Consider the following 23,088-nt stretch of genomic DNA (forward strand, 5'->3'; position numbering starts at 1 on the left):
TTTACAAATTAATACTGCTTGCCCCAGAACACCATATGCTTTGCAGGCTTTCCGCAGCATACGCATACATCCGAGAGATGCTCCTCGTTGAACGGGATACATCTGCTTTTTACACCGCCTGTAACTTCTTTGATTTTTTCTTCACAGGCTGTATCGCCGCACCACATAGCCTTGATAAAGCCGGGCTTGTTCTTGGCTGTGTCAACGAACTCATCAAATGTTGTTGCCGTGAATGTCTTTTCCTGTGTGTTTTTAAGAGCACGGTCATACATATCGTTGTGAATTGTAACCATAAGGTTTTCAACAAACGGTACAAGCTCGTCAATTGAAACAAATGCCTTTTCACGGGTATCACGGCGGACAACCACGCACTGGTTCTTTTCGATATCCTTAGGACCGATTTCAACTCTTACAGGCACGCCCTTCATTTCATACTCGGCAAACTTCCATCCGGGAGCGTGGTCTGAAGAATCGAGTTTTACTCTGAACTTTTCGGCAAGTGCCTTTCTAAGCTCCTCTGCCTTTTCAAGAACACCCTCTTTGTGCTGTGCAACAGGAATGAGTGCAACCTGAATAGGAGAAATCTTCGGCGGAAGAACAAGACCGTCATCATCAGAGTGAACCATAATGAGCGCACCGATCATTCTTGTGGAAACACCCCATGATGTCTGATGCGGATAATGAAGCTTGTTGTCCTTGCCTGTGTATGTGATGCCAAAGCTCTTTGCAAAGCCGTCGCCGAAGTAATGTGATGTACCGCCCTGAAGAGCAACACCGTTGTGCATCATCGGCTCGATTGTGTAGGTTTCTTCGGCACCTGCGAACTTTTCTTTTTCTGTCTTTCTGCCGATTACTGCCGGAATAGCAAGAGTTTCTTTGTAGAAATCAGAATAAACATGTAACATTCTGAGAGTTTCTTCTCTTGCTTCTTCTTCGGTTTCATGCATTGTATGACCTTCCTGCCAGAGGAATTCCGATGTACGAAGGAAAGGACGGGTTGTCTTTTCCCATCTTACAACGCTGCACCACTGGTTGTAGAGCTTCGGAAGATCACGGTATGTGTTGATAATCTTTTTATAATGCTCACAGAAAAGAGTTTCCGATGTAGGACGAACGCAAAGACGCTCCTGAAGCTTTTCCTGACCGCCTACAGTAACCCATGCACATTCGGGAGCAAAGCCCTCAACATGGTCTTTTTCTTTCTGTAAAAGACTTTCGGGAATAAACATAGGCATATAAACATTCTCGTGACCTGTTTCTTTGAAACGACGGTCAAGGTCAGCCTGAATATTTTCCCAGATAGCATAGCCGTAGGGGCGGATAACCATACAACCCTTTACGCCCGAATAGTCAACGAGCTCAGCTTTTTTAACGATGTCGGTGTACCATTTTGCAAAGTCCTCATCTCTGCTTGTGATAGCTTCAACCATTTTTTTGTTGTTTGCCATTATATTCCCTCCGTAAAATAAAATTTTACTTATTTTTTAACATATTTTTTTGCATTTTCAAAATGCCGAATACACGGCTGTCATAACATCTATAACATTACTATTATACACTAATTCTTTTATTTTTCAACCTTTTTGATACAGCCTGAATTTTTAAATTTTCAGCCTTTTCAATATACACTAAATCTGCAAATTTTCAACCTTTTTGAGCAAAACAAAAAGAGGCCGTAAAAACGACCTCTCAAAAATTAAGTGCGAAAAAACAAGAGCAAATTATGAGTTAGCCTCGATGTAAGAAACGAGTGAACCAACTGTCTTGATGTTTTCGATTTCCTCATCGGGAACTTCAACCTCAAACTCGTCTTCGATTGACATAAGAAGGTCAACAACATCGAGTGAATCTGCGCCGAGATCTTCCTGAAGATCTGTGTCGGCAGTAATCTTATCCTCTTCAACATCGAACTGTTCAGCAAGAATTGCCTTAACTTTTTCTAATACCATTAATAATTCCTCCCGGTAAAAATATTGATTGTCCAAAGTAAATTATAGACAAAAGCACTTAGTTTATGCTACAATGGTATGAAAGCAAACGGATTGCTTCACTTCCCTTATATTATTGATTATTTACCCCTTTGTCAATATATATTTGAAATTTTTTTGAAAAATTTCTGATTTTTGCATAAATAATTTCTTTTAAGTTTATTTCTGCATAGCTAAAAATATGAACCTCGGAGGTATTTTTTTATTATGGAAACCAAGAAATTTGCCGTAATCGGTCACCCAATCGGTCACACAATGTCACCGTTTATACACACAAGACTTTTTGAACTTCAGGGCGTCAAAGCCGAATATACAAAGCTTGACATTGCTCCCGAAAATCTTGAATATGAATTTAAAAATACCCTTTCAAGGCTTGACGGATTTAACATTACAATTCCGCATAAGCAGGCAGTCATTCCGTTTCTTGATGAAATTGACGCAAAGGCCGAGATGTACGGAAGTGTGAACACGGTTTCAAACAAAAACGGCATTTCAAAAGGTTACACAACAGATCCGGACGGATTTTTAAAGGCTCTTGATGCGGCAGGAATTATGCTTAACGGCAGAATCGTAATCATCGGCTGCGGCGGCGTTGCAAGAACAATGGCATATGAGGTTGTTCTCAAAAAACAGCCCCTTCTCTTTGCCGTAAGAAAAGAGGATTTGAAAATTGCCGAGGCTTTATGCGATGAAATCAGAAAAACAGTTGCAGGTTGCGATGTAAGCTTCTGCCTTATTGACGAACTTTCGGGTGACATTGATGTGCTTATCAACGCAACTCCTATCGGGATGTTCCCTAAGATTGAAAATCAGCCTGTAAGCGACAGTGTAATAAACCGTTGTACAAATGTATTTGATGCTGTTTACAATCCGCTTGAAACAATGCTTGTTAAAAAGGCAAGGGCAAACGGTGCAACAGCCGAAAGCGGAATGGCAATGCTCGTATGGCAGGCAGTTGTTTCTCACGAACATTGGGACGGCTCTGTTTATGACAAGGGCGACATTGCTCAGCTTTGTATCGACTCTGCAAAAGAGCTTGAAAAGAATTTCTGATGAACGGAGAAATTTAAAGTGAACAACATAGTTTTATGCGGATTTATGGGTTGCGGAAAATCAACCGTAGGCAAAAATATTGCAAGAAAATCGGGAAGAAAATTTCTTGATATGGACTCATACATTGAAGAAAAAGCAGGAATGACCGTTTCCGAAATATTTGAAAAATACGGCGAAGAAAAGTTTCGTGATATGGAACATGATGCCTGTGTTGAGCTTGCAGGGCTTGAAGGTCTTGTAATTGCATCGGGCGGCGGTGCGTTTACATTCAAGAGAAACGTTGAGGCCTTCAAGGGCAAGGACAAAATTGTTTTTCTTGATGTTCCGCTGGGAATCATCAAAAGCCGTCTTAAAAACGACACAACAAGACCCCTGCTTCAGCGTCCGGACAGGGACAGGGTTATGAAAGACCTTTATGATAGCAGATATCCGATTTATCATGCCGCTGCCGACATTGTGGTAAAGGGCAAAAATACGCCGTTAAAAACCGCTTTTGCGATAATCGACGCAGTAAGCGGAACAGATGTGGCTGAAAAACCGCATAAAAACGCTTGATTCTGCATTTATTCTATTGACTATCACGCTTTAAAGTGCTAAAATGACTAAAGAAATGTGACGAACTTCGATTCGTTTCGTCAAAAGTGAATTGAAAGGAAATTAAAGCAATGATTATAGTATTAAAACCGTCTGCAACAGAGGAGCAGATTACAAAATTCACAAATATGCTCAAAGAGAGCTATGATGTAAAGGTTAATAAGTGGGACGGTGTTCATTCAACCGTACTCGGTCTTATCGGCGATACAACAAAGATTGACATTGAGTATATTGATGCTCAGGACATTGTTGAAAATGTAAAGAGAGTTCAGGAGCCGTACAAAAAGGCTAACAGAAAGTTCCACCCCGACAATACAGTCATCAAAATCAATGACAATGTAACAATCGGTGACGGCAGTCTGCACATTATGGCAGGTCCCTGCTCTGTTGAAAGCGAGGAGCAGATTGTTCAAATTGCAAAGGATGTTAAGGCATCGGGCGCAACACTTCTCAGAGGCGGCGCATTCAAGCCCCGTACTTCACCATACGCTTTCCAGGGACTCAAGGCAGAAGGACTTGACCTTCTTAAAACAGCAAGAAGAGAAACAGGTCTGCCGATTGTAACAGAAATTATGAGAGCATCACACATTGATATGTTCGAGAATGTGGATATTATTCAGGTTGGTGCAAGAAATATGCAGAACTTTGAGCTTCTCAAGGAGCTCGGCAAAATTGACAAGCCTATCCTTCTCAAGAGAGGTCTTTCCGCAACAATCGAAGAATGGCTCATGAGTGCCGAATATATTATGGCAGGCGGTAACGATAAGGTTATGCTCTGCGAAAGAGGTATCCGCACATACGAAACCTTTACAAGAAACACTCTTGATATTTCGGCTATCCCGATTATCAAAAAGCTTTCCCACCTTCCTGTTATTGTTGATCCGAGCCATGCGTCGGGCAAGTCATGGCTTGTTGAACCGCTTGCAATGGCAGCAGTTGCCGCAGGTGCAGACGGTCTTATCATAGAGGTTCACAACGATCCGCCGCACGCACTTTCGGACGGTGCGCAGTCACTTACTCCAAAGCAGTTTGACGGAGTTGCAAAGAAGGTTTTCGGCTTAAAAAAGGCTGTTGACAAATTAAATTAAGATTTTTACTTTCGGTACGGTTTTTCAGCCGTACCGATTTGGACTTTAATTAACTTTATTAAAGAATACACAAACGGAGGCTAATGCAGTGAATATTGCAGTTGTAGGACTCGGAATTATCGGCGGCAGTTTTTGCAAGGCGATAAAAAAGTACACCGACCACCGTGTAATCGGTATCAACAGAACAAAATCTACTGCCGAAAAGGCTTTAAAAGAAGGTGCGATTGATGAAATCGGCACACATGAAAGCCTTGAAAACGCAGACCTAATTATCCTTTCAATGTATCCGCAGGCGGTTGTTGACTATGTTGCAAGGTACGGAGAACACATAAAAAAAGGTGCGGTTGTAACCGATGTTTCAGGCATCAAGAGGGCAATTTGTCCGCAGATGACAAAGCTTTCCGAAAAATTCGGCTTTGTTTTTGCCGGCAGTCATCCGATGGCAGGCAAGGAAACAAACGGTTTTGATGTTTCGGACGCCGACCTTTACAAAAATGCAAGCTACATTATCGTTCCGTGCAAGGCTGATAACAGCGTTGTAAATATGTTGTCTGACTTTGCAAAATCAATCGGTTTTGGCACAGTAAAAATCACAACTCCCGAAGAACACGACAGAATGATTGCTTTCACATCACAGCTTCCGCATGTGCTTGCGTGTTCATATGTTTTAAGTCCGTGCTGTCCGAACCACAAAGGCTTTTCGGCAGGAAGTTACCGAGATGTTTCGAGAGTTGCAAACATAAATTCAACGCTTTGGAGCGAGCTTTTCCTTGAAAACAAGGATCCGCTCATTTCCGAGCTTGATATACTTATAGATAATATTACAAAAATTAAAGATGCAATAAGTGCCGAAGATGCCGACACTCTCAAGGCACTTCTTGAAAAGGGCAGAGAGGTCAAACAGGCACTCGGAGAATAAAGAGGAAGGAGAACTTTTATGAAAACTATTCATGTTTCCACGGGAAGTCCCTATGACATTATGATTGAAAGAGGTATCCTTGATAATTGCGGCGAGATTATCAAAAAGCTTTCAAATGCAGAAAAAATCACTATTGTAACAGATACAAATGTTGCTCCGCTGTACAAATGGAGAGTTCTCAACTCTCTTTCACAGCAGGGTTATCAGACTACCGCCCATGTTTTTCAGGCTGGCGAGCAGTCAAAGAATCTTAACACAATCGCAGATATCTATGACACACTTGCAGATTTTAAGATGACAAGAAAAGACCTTATCGTCGCACTCGGCGGTGGTGTTACGGGCGATATGGCAGGCTTTGCCGCCGCAACATATCTGAGAGGAATCGACTTTGTTCAGATTCCGACATCTCTGCTTGCACAGGTTGACTCATCCGTAGGAGGAAAAACAGGCGTTGACATTGCACAGGGCAAGAACCTTGTCGGTGCATTCTATCAGCCAAAGGCTGTTTTGATTGATCCCGACACTCTTTCAACTCTTCCCGACCAGTTCATCACAGACGGTATGGCTGAGGTTATCAAGTACGGCTGTATCAAGGACAGCGAATTTTTTGAAATGCTTGCAAGCGGCGACGCTCTTGAACACATTGACGATGTAATTGAAACCTGTGTAAAAATTAAGCGTGATGTAGTAAACCGTGACGAAAAGGAAGCAGGGGAAAGAATGCTTTTAAACTTCGGTCACACACTCGGTCACGCAATCGAAAAAATCTACAACTATACAGGCATCACACACGGTATGGCAGTTGCCGTCGGTATGGTAATGATGACAAAGGCAAGCGAAAAGCACGGACTTACCGAGGCAGGAACTGCATACAAGATTGAAGAAGTTTGTGCAACCTACGGCTTGCCGACTACCGATGACGCAAGCCTTGAAAAAATTGCCGAGGCGGCTCAGACAGACAAGAAAACTTCGGGCTCGTCAATCAATGTTGTTTTGCTTGAAAAAATCGGCACAAGCTTTACCAAGAAGGTTGCAATCTCCGATTTGCTCGACTTCATCACACCGTAACACGGTAAACATATTTTAATGAAAGGCTGTGGAAGTATGGCTTTGTCAACCGACAAAAGCAGTAAGCCGTATGTACGGTATCTTCCGTTTGTACCAAACGGTGAAGTGAACATTCCCCCGTCAAAGAGCGATGTTCACCGTGCAATAATCTGCGCCGCCCTCACAAGGGGCAAATGTACAATTGCACCCGTTGCTCTGTCAAATGACATTAAGGCGACAATCGGCGTGATTGAGGATATGGGATGCACCGCCTCAATAAAGGATGGAGTGCTGACTGTTGACGGTACAAATATTTTTAAAACAGATAATGTAACGCTTGACTGCGGCGAAAGCGGCAGTGCTTTGCGATTTTTCATACCCGTAGCCGCAGCCGGCGGTATTAATGCCACCTTTGTCGGTCACGGAAAGCTTCCCGAAAGACCTATCGGAATTTTCACGGAGGCTCTGCCAAAAGCAGGAGTAAAGTGTGAAACCGAGGGCGGTCTGCCGCTCAAAATCAGCGGTCGGCTTGAAAGCGGAACTTTTGAAATTCCCGGTAATGTAAGTTCGCAGTTCATTACGGGACTTCTGCTTGCTCTTCCGCTTGTTGAGGGCGACAGCGACATTGTGCTGACATCTCCGATTGAGAGCGTCGGCTACATAAATATGACAATTCACACTATGGCACAATTTGGTGTTGAAATTGAAACAACCGACAACGGCTGGCACATCAAGGGCAGTCAGTCATACATTCCGCATGATTACACAACAGACGGCGACTGGTCGCAGGCGGCTTTCTTTATGGTTGCAGGCGCACTCGGCGGAAAGGTGACTGTGAACGGCGTCAACAGAAATTCTGCACAGGGTGACAGGAAGATTGCCGAGTTGCTTGCACGGTTTGGTGCAAAGGTAACGCAGACGGATACTTCCGTAACCGTTGAAAAGGGAGAGCTTAATGCAATTGACATTGATGCTTCGCAGATTCCCGACCTTGTACCCGTGCTGACGGTTTGTGCCGCATTTGCAAAGGGAACAACCAGGATTTACAATGCCGAAAGACTTCGCATAAAGGAATGTGACCGTCTTACGGCAACCGCTAAGTTGATAAACGATCTCGGCGGTAAGGTGACCGAGTTGCCTGACGGACTTGTCATAGAGGGAATTGACACCCTCAAGGGCGGATTCTGTGAGGGCTTTAATGACCACAGAATTGTAATGTCGGCAGGTGTCTGCGCAGTAAGACTCAACGGTGAAATTGAGTCAAGCTATGCGCTTTCAATCAACAAAAGTTACCCTGATTTTTACATAGATTATAATAATATTGGAGGTAAGGCGAATGTCCTCGACCTACGGTGATAAGATAAAAATTTCCGTTTTCGGCGAAAGCCACGGCAACGGAATCGGAGTTGTAATTGACGGACTTCCGGCAGGATTTGAGGTTGACTTTGACAGGGTTCTCACTCAAATGGCCCGCCGTGCACCCGGCAAGGATAAAACGGCAACTCCCCGAAAAGAAAAAGATCTCCCGAAGGTTCTTTCGGGTATGCTCGGCAACAAGCTGACAGGCGCTCCGCTTTGTGCCGTAATTGAAAATACCAACACAAAAAGCGGTGACTACGGCAATCTTCTCGACTGCCCCCGTCCCGGTCACAGCGACTACACAGCCTTTGTAAAATATAATGCGTCAAACGATATTCGCGGCGGCGGTCATTTTTCGGGCAGACTTACAGCGCCGATTGTTTTTGCAGGTGCTGTCTGCCGTCAGATTCTTGAATCAAAGGGCGTTAAAATTGCCGCCCATATCAGCAGTGTCGGCAATGTTTCCGACAGCTCCTTCTGTCCGACGGAAATTGATGACGCACTCATTGAAAAGCTGAACAGCTCATCGTTTGCACTCATTGACGAAACTGCCGAAAAACCTATGAGGGATGCCGTTGAAGATGCCAGAATGGCACAGGACAGCATTGGCGGAACAATTGAATGTTGCGTAACAGGCATTGACGCAGGCTACGGCGAGCCGATGTTTGAAGGTGTTGAGGGCGTTATTGCCAAGGCTGTTTTTGGTGTTCCCGCAATTAAGGGCATTGAGTTCGGCAAAGGCTTTGAGCTTTCAACAATGAGAGGCTCGCAGTCGAACGATCCGTTTGAATACAAAGACGGCAAGGTCGTTACAACAACAAACAACTGCGGTGGTATTTTGGGCGGAATTACAAACGGAATGCCGATTATTTTCCGTGCCGCCGTAAAGCCTACACCGTCAATTTCACAACCGCAAAGGACTGTAAATCTTCAGACAAAAGAAAATGCAGAGCTTGTTATTCACGGCAGACACGATCCGTGTATTGTGCCGAGAGCAGTCCCCGTTATTGAGGCTGTTACGGCTGTTGCAATTATTAACCTTATGTGAGGTCTTTATGAGAGATTTAAAAGAAATCAGAAAAGATATTGACAAAATAGACAATCAGCTTATTGAGCTTTTTAAGCAGAGAATGGATTGTGCAAGGGATGTAGGCATCTACAAGCAGGCAAACAACATTCCCGTTCTTAACGAGGGCAGAGAGAATGAAATTCTTGATGCCGTTGAAGAAAAGGGAGGCGAATACGGCGCATCTGCAAGACTTCTCTACTCAAACATTATGGAGCTTTCAAGGGCGCTTCAGCACAACATTGTCGGCAGCGGCAAAGAGCTTAAAAGCGTTATCAACAATGCAAGCACGGATATTCCGTCAAGCGGAATCAAGGTTGCGTATCAGGGAATCAAGGGTGCTAACGGTCATGAGGCAACTTTAAGACTTTTCCCGAACGGCGAGGCTGTCAACTACAAAAGCTTTGCAGATGTATTTTCTGCCGTTGACAACGGCGAGGTTGCATTCGGTGTTCTTCCTGTTGAAAACTCAAGTGCAGGCTCTGTTTCGGCAGTTTATGACCTTATTCTCAAGCACCGTTTTTACATTGTAAAGGCACTTGATTTGCCGATTGACTACTGCCTTGCAGGTCTTAAACAATCTGCTTTTGAGGACATTGAAATCGTGTGGTCGCATCCGCAGTCACTTTCACAATGTGCGCAGTATATTGCCGACCACGGCTTTGATTCTGTTCCATTCTCCAACACGGCAATTGCCGCCCGTGATGTTGCAAAGGAAAAGCGCCTCAATGTTGCGGCAATCTGTTCATACAAAGCGTGTGAGGAATACGGCTTGAAGGTTCTTGACAATCATCTTCAGGACAATGACGAGAACACAACAAGGTTTATTGTCATCTCCAAAAAGCTGTACATTCCCAAAGATGCGAACAGAATCAGCCTTTGTTTCTCGCTTCCTCATGTTACGGGATCGCTGTACAGTCTTTTGTGCAGATTCAATTCGCTCGGTCTTAACCTCACAAAAATCGAATCCCGTCCCCGTCAGGGCAGACAGTTTGAATATCTGTTCTACCTCGACTTTTCGGGCAATGTCAGAAGTGAAAATGTTATTGAACTTGTAAGTCAGCTTAGCGAAGAAATGCCCGAATTCAGCTTTTTGGGCAACTACGCAGAACCCGAGTTCCCAATTAAATAAACCGCACGGCGAGCCACCGGCAGCGTGTCGCTGCACCCAATTCGTGTAGATAGTTTGTAATGTTAAAAAACATTTATGCCCGAGCGTAGCATTGCAACCGTTCGCACAATGTTACAATTGTTTTGTTCAATTTCAAAAAATTACACCCTTTCGGATTTTATCGAAAGGGTGTTTTTATGCTTAAACTATAAAATTATATTTAATCAGCCGTCAATTTCTACGAGGGCGAAGCTTTGCGGTGACATTGTTACTTTGCCGTTTGCAAATTCAGCGTTGCCGAGAGCATATACTGTTTTGCCTGTATATTTTGCGTTCATTACTGCACTTTCACCGAGGAGGTTGAAGTACATAACGAGGTTGCCTCTCTTGTATGCAAACGGAATTTTGCCTTCTTCATACATAAATTCAAGCTCACCGTTGCCTTTAAGGTCATCGTACTTGTGACGAAGTGCAATGATGTCTGTTACAACTTTGTAGATGCTGTCGGGGTCGTCCTTCTGATTCTCAACAGTCGGAGCGTCGGTACTCTTATCAACTGCAAGATACGGCTCGTCACTTGTTGAGAAGCCGAGGTTCTTACCGCTGTTCCACTGCATAGGAGTACGGGAGCCTGTTCTTGAATAACCGCCCTCCTTGCTTACGATGCCTTTCTGATACCTCATGCCGATTTCATCACCGTAGTAGAGGAACGGAACACCCGGCATTGTGAAAATGAATGCATTCACAAGCTTGATAGCCTCTTTGTCAAGATATGCCGTAACTCTCGGCATATCGTGGTTGTTTGTCATAAAGCTGATGTAGCCGTTGTCCTTTGTCTTTTCGTAGTTAGGAAGATATTCGTCTGCAAATGCTTTGATATCACCCTTGCCGTTAGGATTGAAAACAGCCTGATCGCCGAATTCACCGTAGCGGAAAAGTCTGCTGTAGCCGTTTCCGTAGTGGTCAAGATAGAAGTCCATGTGGAAACCTGCATTGTTGATTGCTCTTTCGGGGTTGCACCATTCTGCAACCATTGCGGCATTCGGATATTCCGTGTCGAGCATATCACGCACCCCACGCCAGATTTTTGCCGTTGCAATTTTATCGTCATCGTTCTTAACAAGTGAGTCAGCCATGTCAACTCTGAAACCGTCAGCACCCTTGTCAAGCCAAAAACGCATAACATCCTTCATTGCCTCTGCCGTTGCAAGACAGTCGGGATGATCACACGGCAACTGCCATTCGGGATGTGTGATTTCGTAGAAACCGTAGTTAAGAGCAGGCTGTGAGCTGAAGTAGTTTACCATATAGTTGCCGTCACGCTCGCAAAGTCCGCACATCATACGGTACTGCGGCGGTGCGTCCCATACGCTCTTTGTAAAGATGTAACGGTTTGAATATTCGCTCTTTGCGGCTTTTTTAGCCTCCAAGAACCATTCGTGCTGGTCTGATGTGTGACCGGGAACGAGGTCAAGCAGAATCTTGATTCCCTTTTTGTGAGCCTCGTCAAAAAGACGAACAAGGTCATCATTTGTGCCGTAACGCTCTGCAACCTTCTTGTAGTTGCGAACATCATAGCCTGCATCCATAAAAGGTGAATCGTAAATCGGGTTGAGCCAGATTGCGTTGCAACCGAGGCTTTTTACATAATCAAGCTTGCTGATGATACCCTCGATGTCACCGATTCCGTCACCGTTGGTGTCACAAAAACTCTGCGGATAAATTTCATAGAAAACAGCGTCATTAAGCCAGTTTGGCATAAAAATCATTCCTTTTGCTTTTTATTTTCTGTGGCTGTATCTTACGGCATCATTGTAGCATTAAATTGTTATGTTGGCAACCTTTTTGTATTGCATACACAAAGCCTGACAATTATGTGTGAAAAAACAGCCAAATTTTATTCCATTAATATTTACTTGCAAAAATGCTTCGTTCATCATAATATGTAAACAGATGTATGTGTATCGGAATTTAGGGGAGGGAGTATTTTGACTGTTGACAAACTCGGTGATAATAAACTGCTGATTAAGCTTGATGAATCGGATATGGAAAATTTTGAGCTTGATTTCGGAAAAATGAGCTTTAAAAACGAGGATAATCAAAAGGTGATTATCGGGCTTATGCGACTTGCCTGTTGCAGGGCGGGACTTGACACGAACGGTAAAAATGTGAAAATAGAGGCTTTTCTGCTCGGCGATGAATGTTGTATCCTTGTTACGGCAAATCCGAAAAAACGAAAATACAGGCTGAAAAAGTCCGACAGCGGTCTGTGCTGGAAAATGGCGAATGCGTCGGATTTTCTGAATGCGGTAGAGGCTTTGTACCGCAGTAACATATGTTGCAGAAAAAGCTCCGCATACGAAATGTCTGGAAATTATTACCTTGTGTTTGATTATTTTTCATTGCCGAAGCATATGATACGGGTGTTGTCGGAATACGGTGAAAGACAAAAATCCCGCAACGCAGCGGCAAGAGTGCGTGAAAACGCAAACCTGTTGTGTCATGCCGATGCAGTTGCGGTGATAGGAAAGTTTCTTGTGTAAATTGAAAATGGAAAATTGAAAGTTGTTTTGTTTGATTAAAAAACACCCTTTCGGAAATACTCCGAAAGGGTGTTAATCTATGCGTATGTTTAATCTTTTTTTACTTCAATTTCGCCGTGTTCTTCTTCAAAGGACTTAACCCTTTGCTTTATATACTGCTCAATTTCACGATTTGCGGAACGACCTTCATAGTCGGCAACATATCTGAATTTCTGAAAAAGCGTGCGGTTAACTCTCAGAGTGTATCGTAAAATATTATCATCCATAATCGGTACTCCTAAATGTTATTATGACACTATTTTAATGTAATTATTGCGTCAAAACGAAAATGGTGCTATTATGATGTCATAATGGTGTCATAATTTTAGGAGTGTGAAAAAATGAAAATTGCGATAGTAGGCTCAAGAAGTATTACAGTGAATAATTTAGGCGATTATTTACCTGAGAATACAACTGAAATAGTAAGCGGTGGTGCTATTGGTGTTGACAGAAGTGCGAGAAATTACGCTAAGACACATAATATTAAACTAAAAGAATTTTTACCCGAATACGAACGATACGGGCGGTCAGCACCTTTGAAAAGAAATTTGCAAATAATTGATTATGCCGATGAAGTTATTGCATTTTGGGACGGTATGTCACACGGAACACGGTTTGTTATAGAGAATTGCAAAAGAAAAAATGTGCCGATTAAGGTTTATGCTTTGGCAAATAAGTAATGTTGCAAACGAACCGAAAATTTCATATATAAAAAACGGTCGGGCAACATAACTTTGCGTTTTGCAAAGCAACTGCCCGACCGAAAATTTTTATTTTACATTTTCAATTTTTAATTTGTAAAACTATCTTTGTTTTGTGAATGAAAACTCAATTCTGTTGTTGTCGTAATTAAGCACCATTGTCAGCACACCGCTGTCATAGCTCAGCTTGTATGCCGTACCGTTTACCGTCAGGTCAACGGAGGTTCCGTTGAATGTGTAGGCTGAATCACACGAAATTCCTGCGAGTGTAACCGTGCAGTTACTGCTGTCCTTGAAATCAAGACCAAACTGATCCTCGTCAATTCCAAGCTCGCTGTATGAAATTGTTTCGCCGTCTGTCTTTGCTGTTGTCGGTACCCATTTGCCGATTATTTCGGCATTTCCGTTGCTTCCGCATCCGCAGAAAATTGATGCGAAAACAAACACGCACAGCACAAGGCACATAACCCTGACTTTCATATAATACACACCCTTGAATTTGTTTGTTCCTCTTATGCAGTATATTTTACCATTTTACGCTTTATTCGTCAAACTTTAAATGTTATAAAATTGAAATTATATGCCACATTTTATTTGCGGATAATTGACAAATCGACACATAAATGAGATAATAAAAAGGTATATGAACTCGGTTTATCCGAACAATAAATCAAGAGGAGTAATGACTATGGCAAAGGAACTTGCTAAATCCTACAACCCGTCAGAGTTTGAGGACAGAATTTACGACTTCTGGCTGAAAGGTAACTACTTTCATGCAGAGGTTGACAAAGATAAAAAACCTTATACAATCGTAATGCCGCCGCCAAACATCACAGGTCAGCTGCATATGGGACACGCACTTGACGAAACACTTCAGGACATTCTTATCCGTTGGAGAAGAATGCAGGGCTACAGCGCACTTTGGCTCCCCGGTACAGACCATGCGTCAATCGCTACAGAGGCTAAAATCGTTGAGGCAATGCGTAAAGAGGGTATCACTAAAGAGGATATAGGCAGAGAAGAATTCCTAAAGCGTGCATGGGAATGGAAAAAGGTGTACGGCGGAAGAATCACAAGTCAGCTTAAAAAGCTCGGTTCAAGCTGTGACTGGGAGCGTGAGCGCTTCACAATGGACGAGGGCTGTTCAAAGGCTGTTAAAGAAGTTTTTGTTCGCCTTTATAATGACGGAAAAATCTACCGTGGCAACCGTATGGTAAACTGGTGTCCTCATTGCTGTACATCAATTTCGGATGCCGAGGTTGAATACAAGGAGCAGAACGGTCATTTCTGGCACTTGCTCTATCAGGTTAAGGAAACAGGCGAGTACCTTGAAATCGCAACAACCCGTCCCGAAACAATGCTCGGTGATACTGCTGTTGCCGTCAACAAGGACGATGAGCGTTACAAGCACCTTCACGGCTGTCATGTAATCCTTCCGCTTCTTAACAAGGAAATCCCGATTGTTTGTGATGAACACGCAGATATGGAAAAGGGAACTGGTGTTGTTAAAATCACTCCTGCACACGATCCTAACGACTTTGAAGTCGGTCAGCGTTGCAATCTTCCGATTGTCCGTTGCTTTACATATGACGGTCACCTTACAGGTGCAAAGGATGTTGAAGAATACAACGAATTAAAGGCAAAGGGACAGCTTGCCGAAAACGAACCCGAGGTTCTCGACTGCGGAAAATATGCAGGCATGACAACAATGGAGGCAAGAGAGGCTATTGTTGCCGACCTTAAAGAAATCGGCGCTCTCAAAGAGGTTGAAGAGCTTACCCACGATGTCGGCACTTGCTACCGTTGTCACACAACAATTGAGCCTATGGTTTCAAAGCAGTGGTTTGTAAAAATGGCTCCGCTTGCAAAGCCTGCAATTGATGTTGTCCGCAAGGGCGACACAAAGTTCATCCCCGAAAGATTTGAAAAGGTTTATTTCCATTGGATGGAGAATATCAAGGATTGGTGTATTTCCCGTCAGCTTTGGTGGGGACACAGAATCCCTGCATGGTACTGCGATGACTGCGGCGAAGTTATGGTTGCCAAAGAAGCACCCGAGAAGTGCTGTAAGTGCGGCAGTACACACATTCATCAGGACGAGGACACTCTCGACACATGGTTCAGTTCGGCACTTTGGCCGTTCTCAACACTCGGCTGGCCCGACAAAACTCCCGAACTTGAGTATTTCTATCCCACAAGCACTCTTGTAACAGGTTATGATATCATCTTCTTCTGGGTTGCAAGAATGATTTTCTCAGCTTGTGAAAATATGGGTTCTGCTCCGTTCAAGACCGTATTTATGCACGGTATTGTAAGAGATGAAAACGGCATCAAGATGTCAAAATCTCTCGGCAACGGTATTGATCCGCTTGAAGTTATTGACAAATACGGTGCAGACGCACTCCGTTTCTTCCTTGCAACAGGCAACACACCCGGTAACGATATGCGTTATTCCGACAAGCGTGTTGAGGCTTGCGCTAACTTTGCAAACAAGCTCTGGAACGCATCCCGTTATGTTCACATGAACATTGACGACCACGATGTTAAGAATGAACTTCCGAAAACTCTCACAACAGAGGACAAGTGGATTGTTTCAACTCTCAACACAGTTGCAAAAGAAGTAAACGAAAATCTTGAGAAGTTTGAACTCGGCATTGCAGTTCAGAAGATTTATGAATTCATCTGGGACTGCTACTGCGACTGGTACATTGAGCTTGTTAAGACAAGACTTTCAAGTGACGGTGAGGACGCTCAGAATGCAAGACAGGTACTTCTTTATGTGCTTGATCAAATTCTCAGACTTCTCCATCCGTTTATGCCGTACATCACAGAAGAAATCTGGCAGACAATTCCTCACGAGGGCGAAACAGTAATGCTCGCAAAGTACCCTGAATACAACGCAGAGCTTGATTATCCCGAGGCATCGGATGAAATGAAAAAAATTATGGATGCAATCCGTGCAATCCGTAACCGCCGTGCAGAGATGAATGTTCCGCCGTCAAGAAAAGCAAAGGTTTATGTTGCAACAAAGTTTGCCGAAACATTCAGAGACGGCACACAGTTCATTCAGAAGCTTGCATCAGCAAGTGAGGTTGAAGTTGCAGAAAGCTTTGAAATTGAGGGTGCCGTAAACATTGTAACGGCAGACGCAAAGATTTACATTCCTATGGACGAGCTTGTTGACAGGGAAAAGGAACTTGCAAGACTCAACAAAGAGCTTGAACAGGTTAAAAAGCGTCTTGCACAGAGCGAGGGCAAGCTTAACAATCAGGGCTTTGTTGCAAAAGCTCCCGAGGCTGTAATTGAAAAGGTTAAGGGACAGGCCGCAAAGGAAAGAGAGCAGATTGCTCTTATCGAGGCCGCAATTGCCGCACTCAAATAATTCGGCAATCCGATAAAACGGAATAAAATTATAATCAAAGGCTGAAAGAGCATAGTTGTTCTTTCAGCCTTTTTATGTTCGAGCAGATAGTCTTAATAGGGAGAGAGTAAGCTTTTTAAATTGAAAGTTGAAAATTGAAAATGGAAAATTATAGTCGGGAAGACAGTTTTCAAAATACAAAACATCGTTTCCCAATTGTTTTGGTTTATATGGAATGAACTGTTAAATTGTAGCGGCGAACACGGTTCGCCGCTACAAAATATCCGTAACTATGGTTTGCTCCATGAACAAAAATAACATCCGAAACGGTCAGGAAAAGTCAAAACGCAGAATTGTCTGCTTTAATAGTAAAATCTGTGAAATAAAGAACATTTCTTCCGAAATCCAAATTATCCCTTTCGTACAATATGTAGCAAAATTTGTACAGAAGCACGCCTGTTTAGCGGTTGTAGGTCGGAGTATGGGCTGATTATTGTTATCTAACTGTTCAATCTTGATAAAAATAACAGATATGTGAAATAAAAATATGTATATGTGCTAATTGCACAAAGAACGGTGTTGTTTTTTAGGCATTGCTACAAATCTGTGAAAAACAGAAAATAATGCTTGAAATCCACATTTTTGTGTTGTATTATATAGGTGTCAAAGGAAATAACCGATTCGGAAAACGGAAATCAAACAAACGAATCGGAAACATTAAATCTTATTTAATAAAGAAAAGGAGAAAATATTATGCATGCTTTAAAAAGATTTGGTACAGCTTTCGGCGGATATAAAATGATGGAAAACTACCCCATTCCCGAATGCGGTCCGGACGACATTATTCTTGAAATCAAGGCAGCCGCTATCTGCGGTGCCGACATGAAACACTGGGGTGTTGACAACGGTTACGATGATACAAACATCACTCCCGATCAGCAGCAGTCGGTTCGTGGTCACGAGTTCGCAGGCGAAATCGTTAAGGTTGGCGAAAATGTAAAAGACTGGCATATCGGTCAGAGAGTTGTTTCAGACAACAGCGCACATGTTTGCGGCGTATGTCCGGCTTGTGAGCAGGGCGACTTCCTCTGTTGCGAACATAAAGTAAACCTTGGACTTGACAACAACACATGGGGCGGCGGCTTCTCAAAGTATTGTAAAGTACCGGGCGAAATCCTCGCAATTCACAAACACGCAATCTGGGAAATTCCTGAGGGCATCAAGTACGAAGAAGCTTGTGTACTCGATCCTATCTGTAACGCATACAAGGCAGTTGCTCAGCAGTCACATCTTATCCCCGGACAGGATGTTGTAGTATTCGGTACAGGACCTCTCGGACTCTTCTCAGTACAGGTTGCAAAGCTTATGGGTGCCGTAAACATCGTAATGGTTGGTCTTGACGATGATGTAAAAGTAAGATTCGGCGTTGCAAAAGAGCTTGGCGCTACACACTGTGTAAACGGTTCTAAGGAAGATGTAGTTGCAAGATGTACAGAAATCTGCGGCAGAGATAACCTCGGACTCGTAATTGAATGTTCAGGTGCTAACATAGCTCTCAAGCAGGCAATCGAAATGACAAGACCAAACGCTGAAATCGTTCGTGTAGGTATGGGCTTCAAACCTCTTGAATTCTCAATCAACGACATTACAGCTTGGAACAAGAGCATTATCGGTCACATGGCTTATGACTCAACATCATGGAGAAACTGCATCAGACTTCTCCAGTCAGGTCAGATTAAGGTTCAGCCGATGATTACTCATCGCCTCGGTCTTTCACAGTGGCAGGAAGGTTTCGACAAGATGGCTAAGAAAGAGGCTATCAAGGTTATCTTCCACTACGATTACGAAGATTAATTAAAGAAAATATGCATCAGGGAGGATTTTCTAATGAGAAAGCTTATGATTGCCCCGTCAGTGGGTTGCTGTGATTTGTTCCATGTTGAAGAACAGGTTAAGCTGATTAACGAAAAATCAGATTACCTCCACATGGACATTAAAGACGGTGTTTATGTTCCAAGTTACGGAATCGGTCCTGATTATCTCGACTACCTTAACAAGCATGTTGAGAATCTCAAACCAATGGATGCTCACCTTATGGTAAAACATCCTCAGCAGTATCTTGAAACCTTTGCAAAGGCAGGAGCTGCTTACATAACACCTCACACAAACTGCATCGAAGGTGACGCATTTGTAACGATTCACAAGATCAAAGAGCTTGGCTGTAAGGCAGGCGTTGCATTAAGTCCCTCGGTTCCGCTTTCTACTATTGAATATTACCTCCCGTTGCTTGATAAGGTTACAATCATGATTGTTGATCCGGGCATCGCAGGTCAGCCGGTTGATCCGCAAATGTTCGTAAAAATCAACCAACTCGCTAAGATCAGAAAGGAAAGAGGTCTTAACTTTTTAATTGAAGCCGACGGTTCAATGAACAGCAGTCTTTACCGTCCGCTTTACGAGGCAGGTGCAGATCTCGTAATTCTGGGACCTCCGGCATTATGGAACAAGGACACGGATTTCAATAAGGCTTGGGACATAATGGAAAGTGAGCTTGAGCGAGAGCTTGACGGTGCTGAGAGAAAAATCTGATTTAAATAAAAAGTCAAAGAGGAAATTAAAAGGAGAAGAAAAATGGCTAACAAAACTTCTGTCAACATTGGCGCAAGACTTGACCGCTTGCCTCAATCAAAATGGCATGTTAAGATCTGGCTGGTTACAGCTTTTGCACTCTTGGTATGCTGGTCAAACGGTATCGGCGGTTCCGTTCAGAACATTCTTTTGAACGAACTTCACTGGCTCGAACCCGGTTCAACACTCCTCGCAATGTGGGGTACAACTTACACAGCAGGACAGCTCTTCGGCGCACTCATTGGCGGTCCTATCGGCGATAAAATCGGCCGTAAAAAGAGTATCCTTCTTTACGAAATTATCCATATCATCGCTATGATCGGCGGTGCTCTTTCACCGAACATCGCAGTTCTTTATGTGTTCAGACTCCTCCAGGGTCTTGCACTCGGCGCTCTCCTTGTAGTTCTTTTCGCAGGCTTCACAGAGTATGTTCCCGGTAAGAACCGTGGTACATGGTCAAGCCGTACATCATTCATCGGCAACTGGGCTCACCCAATCTGCAACGGTATTGCTCTTCTTATCGTTTCAACAGGCGTAAGCATGAATATGAACTGGAGAATCCAGTTTATGATTCCTTCAATCCTTTCAATCATCGCTTGTATCTTCATCTATGTTAAATTCCCTGAATCACCGAGATGGCTCGAATCACAGGGCAGACTTGATGAAGCTGATAAAATTATGACAAGCATTGAGAAAGAAATTGAAAAATCAACAGGCAAACCGCTCCCACCGGTTGAAATTACAAATCCAAAGCCTGTTAAGAAGCTCCCATTCACAGCTCTCTTCAAAGGCAAACTCCTCAGAAGAACTATCGTTGGTTCTCTCGTACTCATCGGTATGAACACAATCCAGTACACACTTATGAACTGGATGCCGTCAATGCTTTCAGGTCTTGGCTATGATACATCAAAGTCACAGTTTATGACAATGTTCGGACTCTTCGGTGCTCCGTTCGGTATCTTTATCGCATCTCTTATCATGGATAAGATTCCTCGCCGTGTAATGGGCGTTATCCTCCTTGCAGGCATGGCAGGTCTTGGTGTTGCAACAGGTCTTCTTGCTCCGACACTCGGAATGACAGGACTCATTGTTATGACATTCCTTCTTAACACAATCATCTATATGTATGTTTGCTACGCATCAGCAGTTTATGTTCCTGAGATGTGGCCTACATCGGCAAAACTTTCAGGTTCGGGCTTCAGTAACGCAATGGGTCGTGTAAGTAACATCTTCTTCCCGTTCCTCGTTACAAATGTTGCTGCAAGCAGCATGGGCTCAGGCGGCGTATTCATTCTTATCGCAATTGTTGCAGCTATCATCGCTGTTGCAGTTATCTTCCTCGGTGTTGAAACCAGAGGCGAATCCGTTGAGGACATCGGTGATGTAGAGTAATTCTGCAAAACCCTCTAATACATACAACCAAAAATTTTAGATGCGGTGCCTGAGTGCATCGGGCACCGCAAACTAAAATCATTAGTAATGGAAAACGAAATACAGCAATTTTAAAACATTCAAAACTTATCTTTAAATTTTTAACAGCTAAACCATCAATTTTTTAATCACAGGCAAATAAATTTGAATATACGCAGAAGGCACATCGGGTGCAAATGCTTAAATAAATTATCATAAAGAAAGTGCAGGAGATTATTATGAAAAATTCAGAAGCTATCTTAGTTACTCCAAAGCAGTTTGAAATTCAGGAATGTCCCGTTCCTGAGCCAAAGGATCACGAGATTCTTATGAAGGTTGAATATGTTGGAATGTGCGGTTCCGATATCCACGGCTTTGAATTCGGTCCTTTCATCCCACCTAAGGATCCTAACCAGAAAATCGGTCTTGGTCATGAGGTTGCAGGCGAGGTTGTAAAGGTTGGCTCAAAGGTTACAAGATTCAAAGCAGGCGACAAGGTTCTCATCGAACCCGGTGTTCCGGATGACAAATGCGAATACTGCCGTACAGGCAGATACAACATCTGCCCTGATGTTGACTTTATGGCTACACAGCCTAACTACAAGGGCGCACTCACACAGTATATGACACATCCCGAGGAGTGGACATACCACATTCCTGAGGGTATGACAACAATGGAAGCAGCTCTCGTTGAGCCGGCAGCAGTCGGTATGCACGCAGCAATCCTCGGCGGCGCACAGCTTGGTAAGAGCATTGTTATCCTCGGCGGCGGTACAATCGGTCTTATGGTACTTCAGGCTTGTAAGAGCCTCGGTGCAACAGACATCACCGTTGTTGATATTATGCAGAATCGTCTTGACCTTGCATTAAAGCTTGGTGCAAGCAGAGTTATTAACGGCAAGGAGCAGGATACGGTTGCACTTCTCCGTTCACCCGAATATTTCGGCGATCACGGTTGTGAACTCGTATTCGAGGCAGCAGGTTCTGTATTCACAGCTCAGCAGGCTGTTCAGATCGTTGCAAGAGGCGGTAAGATTATGATGGTCGGCACACAGTCAAAGCCTGTTCCGATTGACTTCCTCAAGATTAACCGTGAGGTTATGATTCAAACATCATTCCGTTACTGCAACAACTTTCCGCAGACAATCGAGGCAATCGCAAGCGGTAAGTTCAATGTTAAGGATATGGTTACAAACATCTATGATTACAAAGATGTTCAGCAGGCATTTATGGACGCTATCGACCCCGAAAAGAAAGCCAGTATGGTTAAGGGTGTTATCAAGGTAGCCGACTGATATACACAGATTTATTAAAAATTTTCATAAGGAAAGGTGATTAAAATGTTATCAGATATCAGATATTGGGAAAAGAAGGCAACAGAGGGACACTACGCTATTCCTCACTTCAATGTATGGAATGCAGAAATGCTCATGGGTGTTATTGACGCAGCCGAAGAGCTCCGTGCTCCAATCATTATTTCATTCGGTACAGGTTTCACAGGCAACACTTCTTTTGAAGACTTCTGCTACATGATGGATTCAATGGCAAAGAAGGCTACTGTTCCTGTAATTGAGCATTGGGATCACGGCAGAAATATGACAATTCTTCAGAACGCTGTTAATCACTGCATGAATTCGGTAATGCGTGACGCATCAGCTCTTCCTTATGAAGAAAATGTTGCTGAAATCAAGAGATGCGTTGACTACTTCCACGCTTACAACATTCCTGTTGAGGCTGAGCTTGGTCATGTAGGTAACGAAACAGTATATGAAGAGGCACTTTCAGAGTACCAGTACACAGATCCTTCAAAGGCTAAGGAATTTGTTGAGAGAACAGGCTGTGACTCACTCGCAGTTGCAATCGGTAATGTTCACGGCGTATATTCTTCAGAGCCAAAGCTTGCTTTCGATGTACTCGAGGCAGTTGCCAAGGAAGTAGATGTTCCGCTCGTACTCCACGGTGCATCGGGTATCGGTGACGAGGACATTAAAAAGGCTATCTCACTCGGTATCGCTAAAATCAACATTCACACAGAGCTTTGCCAGGCTGCTATGGAAGCTATTAATGCTCACAAGGACGAGCCGTTCCTTGCTGTTGAGCGTGAAGTAAGAAAGGCTGTTAAAGAGCGTGCAATGTACAAGATTAAACTCTTTGGCGATGACGGCAGAGCAGATGAGTAAT

General features: G+C 43.5%; 21 protein-coding genes. 16 read left to right on the forward strand and 5 right to left on the reverse strand.

What is annotated here, in order from left to right; translation table 11 throughout:
* Positions 1-8: 8 nt before the first annotated feature.
* Positions 9-1,448 (reverse strand): proline--tRNA ligase, encoded by a 1,440-nt coding sequence (gene proS, locus WMO31_RS05550; RefSeq protein WP_015523229.1) that lies wholly within the window; start codon positions 1,446-1,448, stop codon positions 9-11.
* A 273-nt stretch (positions 1,449-1,721) separates the two neighbouring features.
* Positions 1,722-1,949 (reverse strand): acyl carrier protein, encoded by a 228-nt coding sequence (gene acpP / locus WMO31_RS05555; RefSeq protein WP_015523230.1) that lies wholly within the window; start codon positions 1,947-1,949, stop codon positions 1,722-1,724.
* 246 nt (positions 1,950-2,195) lie between these two features.
* Here acpP and WMO31_RS05560 point away from each other — a divergent pair, with 246 nt between their 5' ends.
* The 8 genes from WMO31_RS05560 to WMO31_RS05595 all read left to right on the forward strand — a co-directional run bounded on the left by WMO31_RS05560 (position 2,196) and on the right by WMO31_RS05595 (position 10,246).
* Positions 2,196-3,041, forward strand: a complete 846-nt coding sequence (locus WMO31_RS05560) for a shikimate dehydrogenase family protein (RefSeq protein WP_303693561.1) — start codon at positions 2,196-2,198, stop codon at positions 3,039-3,041.
* Between the two features lie 18 nt (positions 3,042-3,059).
* On the forward strand, positions 3,060-3,596 hold the full coding sequence (locus WMO31_RS05565; RefSeq protein WP_021883460.1) for a shikimate kinase: 537 nt from the start codon (positions 3,060-3,062) through the stop codon (positions 3,594-3,596).
* Between the two features lie 110 nt (positions 3,597-3,706).
* Positions 3,707-4,723 (forward strand): 3-deoxy-7-phosphoheptulonate synthase, encoded by a 1,017-nt coding sequence (gene aroF / locus WMO31_RS05570; RefSeq protein WP_015523232.1) that lies wholly within the window; start codon positions 3,707-3,709, stop codon positions 4,721-4,723.
* Between the two features lie 88 nt (positions 4,724-4,811).
* Complete coding sequence (locus tag WMO31_RS05575; RefSeq protein ID WP_367999351.1) at positions 4,812-5,642, forward strand: prephenate dehydrogenase; 831 nt, start codon at positions 4,812-4,814, stop codon at positions 5,640-5,642.
* 18 nt (positions 5,643-5,660) lie between these two features.
* Complete coding sequence (gene aroB / locus WMO31_RS05580; protein ID WP_302115301.1) at positions 5,661-6,710, forward strand: 3-dehydroquinate synthase; 1,050 nt, start codon at positions 5,661-5,663, stop codon at positions 6,708-6,710.
* A gap of 36 nt (positions 6,711-6,746) precedes the next feature.
* Entirely contained in the window at positions 6,747-8,045 is a 1,299-nt protein-coding gene (aroA, locus tag WMO31_RS05585; protein ID WP_367999352.1) for a 3-phosphoshikimate 1-carboxyvinyltransferase, read from the forward strand.
* A complete protein-coding gene (gene aroC / locus WMO31_RS05590; protein WP_367999353.1) occupies positions 8,026-9,096 on the forward strand; it encodes a chorismate synthase in 1,071 nt (356 codons plus the stop codon). The genes aroA and aroC overlap by 20 nt, the downstream gene beginning before the upstream one ends.
* 7 nt (positions 9,097-9,103) lie before the next feature.
* On the forward strand, positions 9,104-10,246 hold the full coding sequence (locus WMO31_RS05595) for a bifunctional chorismate mutase/prephenate dehydratase (protein ID WP_101029739.1): 1,143 nt from the start codon (positions 9,104-9,106) through the stop codon (positions 10,244-10,246).
* A gap of 203 nt (positions 10,247-10,449) precedes the next feature.
* On the opposite strand, the gene WMO31_RS05600 is transcribed toward WMO31_RS05595, so the two are convergent.
* Positions 10,450-11,985, reverse strand: a complete 1,536-nt coding sequence (locus tag WMO31_RS05600; protein WP_367999354.1) for an alpha-amylase family glycosyl hydrolase — start codon at positions 11,983-11,985, stop codon at positions 10,450-10,452.
* A 228-nt stretch (positions 11,986-12,213) separates the two neighbouring features.
* On the opposite strand from WMO31_RS05600, the gene WMO31_RS05605 reads away from it, so the two are divergent.
* Positions 12,214-12,768 (forward strand): adaptor protein MecA, encoded by a 555-nt coding sequence (locus WMO31_RS05605; protein WP_046431338.1) that lies wholly within the window; start codon positions 12,214-12,216, stop codon positions 12,766-12,768.
* 89 nt (positions 12,769-12,857) lie between these two features.
* Here the strand turns inward: WMO31_RS05605 and WMO31_RS05610 are convergent, their stop codons facing one another.
* A complete protein-coding gene (locus WMO31_RS05610) occupies positions 12,858-13,034 on the reverse strand; it encodes a hypothetical protein (RefSeq protein ID WP_015523241.1) in 177 nt (58 codons plus the stop codon).
* 114 nt (positions 13,035-13,148) lie between these two features.
* Here WMO31_RS05610 and WMO31_RS05615 point away from each other — a divergent pair, with 114 nt between their 5' ends.
* Positions 13,149-13,487, forward strand: a complete 339-nt coding sequence (locus WMO31_RS05615; protein WP_015523242.1) for an SLOG family protein — start codon at positions 13,149-13,151, stop codon at positions 13,485-13,487.
* Between the two features lie 123 nt (positions 13,488-13,610).
* Here the strand turns inward: WMO31_RS05615 and WMO31_RS05620 are convergent, their stop codons facing one another.
* A complete protein-coding gene (locus WMO31_RS05620) occupies positions 13,611-13,988 on the reverse strand; it encodes a hypothetical protein (protein WP_367999355.1) in 378 nt (125 codons plus the stop codon).
* 208 nt (positions 13,989-14,196) lie between these two features.
* On the opposite strand from WMO31_RS05620, the gene WMO31_RS05625 reads away from it, so the two are divergent.
* The 6 genes from WMO31_RS05625 to WMO31_RS05650 all read left to right on the forward strand — a co-directional run bounded on the left by WMO31_RS05625 (position 14,197) and on the right by WMO31_RS05650 (position 23,087).
* Positions 14,197-16,890 carry a valine--tRNA ligase gene (locus WMO31_RS05625; protein WP_367999356.1) on the forward strand — a complete coding sequence of 898 codons (2,694 nt, stop codon included), beginning with the start codon at positions 14,197-14,199 and terminating at the stop codon, positions 16,888-16,890.
* A 732-nt stretch (positions 16,891-17,622) separates the two neighbouring features.
* Positions 17,623-18,723: a zinc-binding dehydrogenase gene (locus tag WMO31_RS05630; RefSeq protein ID WP_367999357.1), complete on the forward strand. Its 1,101-nt coding sequence runs from the start codon at positions 17,623-17,625 to the stop codon at positions 18,721-18,723.
* Between the two features lie 33 nt (positions 18,724-18,756).
* Positions 18,757-19,458, forward strand: coding sequence for a beta/alpha barrel domain-containing protein (locus WMO31_RS05635; protein ID WP_367999358.1), 702 nt, complete (start codon positions 18,757-18,759; stop codon positions 19,456-19,458).
* A 42-nt stretch (positions 19,459-19,500) separates the two neighbouring features.
* Positions 19,501-20,889 carry an MFS transporter gene (locus tag WMO31_RS05640; RefSeq protein WP_304000402.1) on the forward strand — a complete coding sequence of 463 codons (1,389 nt, stop codon included), beginning with the start codon at positions 19,501-19,503 and terminating at the stop codon, positions 20,887-20,889.
* Between the two features lie 257 nt (positions 20,890-21,146).
* The gene (locus WMO31_RS05645; protein WP_015523248.1) at positions 21,147-22,202 is read left to right on the forward strand and encodes an NAD(P)-dependent alcohol dehydrogenase; all 1,056 of its coding nucleotides are present in this window, start codon (positions 21,147-21,149) and stop codon (positions 22,200-22,202) included.
* 45 nt (positions 22,203-22,247) lie between these two features.
* Positions 22,248-23,087: a class II fructose-bisphosphate aldolase gene (locus tag WMO31_RS05650; RefSeq protein WP_015523249.1), complete on the forward strand. Its 840-nt coding sequence runs from the start codon at positions 22,248-22,250 to the stop codon at positions 23,085-23,087.
* Position 23,088: the final 1 nt, after the last annotated feature.

Source organism: Ruminococcoides intestinale (genome assembly GCF_040095935.1).
Taxonomy (GTDB): domain Bacteria; phylum Bacillota; class Clostridia; order Oscillospirales; family Acutalibacteraceae; genus Ruminococcoides; species Ruminococcoides intestinale.

Bases quoted from the DNA above. Each gene is read 5' to 3' on its own strand.
- proS (WP_015523229.1), bottom strand. From the start codon at position 1,448: ATGGCAAACAACAAAAAAATGGTTGAAGCTATCACAAGCAGAGATGAG.
- acpP (WP_015523230.1), bottom strand. From the start codon at position 1,949: ATGGTATTAGAAAAAGTTAAGGCAATTCTTGCTGAACAGTTCGATGTT.
- WMO31_RS05560 (WP_303693561.1), top strand. From the start codon at position 2,196: ATGGAAACCAAGAAATTTGCCGTAATCGGTCACCCAATCGGTCACACA.
- aroF (WP_015523232.1), top strand. From the start codon at position 3,707: ATGATTATAGTATTAAAACCGTCTGCAACAGAGGAGCAGATTACAAAA.
- aroB (WP_302115301.1), top strand. From the start codon at position 5,661: ATGAAAACTATTCATGTTTCCACGGGAAGTCCCTATGACATTATGATT.
- aroA (WP_367999352.1), top strand. From the start codon at position 6,747: ATGGCTTTGTCAACCGACAAAAGCAGTAAGCCGTATGTACGGTATCTT.
- aroC (WP_367999353.1), top strand. From the start codon at position 8,026: ATGTCCTCGACCTACGGTGATAAGATAAAAATTTCCGTTTTCGGCGAA.
- WMO31_RS05595 (WP_101029739.1), top strand. From the start codon at position 9,104: ATGAGAGATTTAAAAGAAATCAGAAAAGATATTGACAAAATAGACAAT.
- WMO31_RS05600 (WP_367999354.1), bottom strand. From the start codon at position 11,985: ATGCCAAACTGGCTTAATGACGCTGTTTTCTATGAAATTTATCCGCAG.
- WMO31_RS05610 (WP_015523241.1), bottom strand. From the start codon at position 13,034: ATGGATGATAATATTTTACGATACACTCTGAGAGTTAACCGCACGCTT.
- WMO31_RS05615 (WP_015523242.1), top strand. From the start codon at position 13,149: ATGAAAATTGCGATAGTAGGCTCAAGAAGTATTACAGTGAATAATTTA.
- WMO31_RS05620 (WP_367999355.1), bottom strand. From the start codon at position 13,988: ATGAAAGTCAGGGTTATGTGCCTTGTGCTGTGCGTGTTTGTTTTCGCA.
- WMO31_RS05625 (WP_367999356.1), top strand. From the start codon at position 14,197: ATGGCAAAGGAACTTGCTAAATCCTACAACCCGTCAGAGTTTGAGGAC.
- WMO31_RS05630 (WP_367999357.1), top strand. From the start codon at position 17,623: ATGCATGCTTTAAAAAGATTTGGTACAGCTTTCGGCGGATATAAAATG.
- WMO31_RS05635 (WP_367999358.1), top strand. From the start codon at position 18,757: ATGAGAAAGCTTATGATTGCCCCGTCAGTGGGTTGCTGTGATTTGTTC.
- WMO31_RS05640 (WP_304000402.1), top strand. From the start codon at position 19,501: ATGGCTAACAAAACTTCTGTCAACATTGGCGCAAGACTTGACCGCTTG.
- WMO31_RS05645 (WP_015523248.1), top strand. From the start codon at position 21,147: ATGAAAAATTCAGAAGCTATCTTAGTTACTCCAAAGCAGTTTGAAATT.
- WMO31_RS05650 (WP_015523249.1), top strand. From the start codon at position 22,248: ATGTTATCAGATATCAGATATTGGGAAAAGAAGGCAACAGAGGGACAC.